General features: G+C 36.5%; 1 protein-coding gene. It reads left to right on the top strand.

The genetic code is table 11. The features are described 5' to 3' along the window. The first annotated feature begins 220 nt into the window (after nucleotides 1-220). Nucleotides 221-742 (top strand): hypothetical protein, encoded by a 522-nt coding sequence (locus tag CSV68_RS16490; RefSeq protein WP_099662666.1) that lies wholly within the window; start codon nucleotides 221-223, stop codon nucleotides 740-742. Nucleotides 743-989 lie beyond the last annotated feature (247 nt).

Below are 989 nucleotides of genomic sequence, written 5' to 3'. Positions count from 1 at the left end.
GGGTTTGGGTTTGGGTTTGGGTTTGGGTTTGGGTTTGGGTTTGGGTTTGGGTTTGGGTTTGGGTTTGGGTTTGGGTTTGGGTTTGGGTTTGGGTTTGGGTTTGGGTTTGGGTTTATGACGATGTTCCATAAACGGGCCAAATAATAGAGCTACCGAATATGATACTTTTTGAAAAATCCGTTCGTATACTTTTGAAAAGGGATAATGGGAGGTGGCTAAATTGAGAAATTTAGTGTTAACAATTGCTGTCGTGTTGCTTTTATTTGGTTGTTCAAGTAAGGAGAAAAATCTGGGGAATTCTGAAATAACACCATCAGTACAAGAAGAAATCCAAACAACAATGGAGCAGGAAGGCTTTTTTAATCCTGAAGATATTTTCCATTATGAAAATAAGGGAGAATACATCTTTGTGTTAAGCCATACTTTACAAAAAGGTATCCAAGTTACAACATTTAAAAATAGTTCTGAGGGACTAAAGATGATGGATACTACTGAAACTAGTGAGGCTACACTTGTAAGTCCTACTAAGAATGATGGACCATACCTCATGGCTATACAACCCGAGGATCCAGATGTGAAAGACGTAAAGGCATTTGGTAAACAAACAAAATTGATAAAAATCAATAAAGAGTATACTGAGGATTTTAAAGATGAAATCAAGTGTTGGATCTTTATTGATAATGAAATAGGAAAATCACCTGAAGAATATAATGAAATTGAGGATATTGAGTACATTAAGTAGTTGAAATAACGATGGAGTAGAACTTGAAGTACTTGGCTTACAAAGGGCCACAAATAGAAGTAGGTTGTGCTTCAAACGGGGGCAATTCTGGAATAAAGGTTATGCCGTTAAAGGGCCATTATGTTACTCAAACCAGAAGAAAGAAAAACTATTTTATTGAAAATAGATGAAAGATGGCGATTGGGATTACTTTTAAAGATGAAAAATGTCTACACATTTACGCTCAGGAATTTCCGCACGATGGGGC

The sequence above is a fragment of the Sporosarcina sp. P29 genome (assembly GCF_002743265.1).
Taxonomy (GTDB): domain Bacteria; phylum Bacillota; class Bacilli; order Bacillales_A; family Planococcaceae; genus Sporosarcina.
This window is presented reverse-complemented; position numbering and strand designations above follow the sequence as displayed.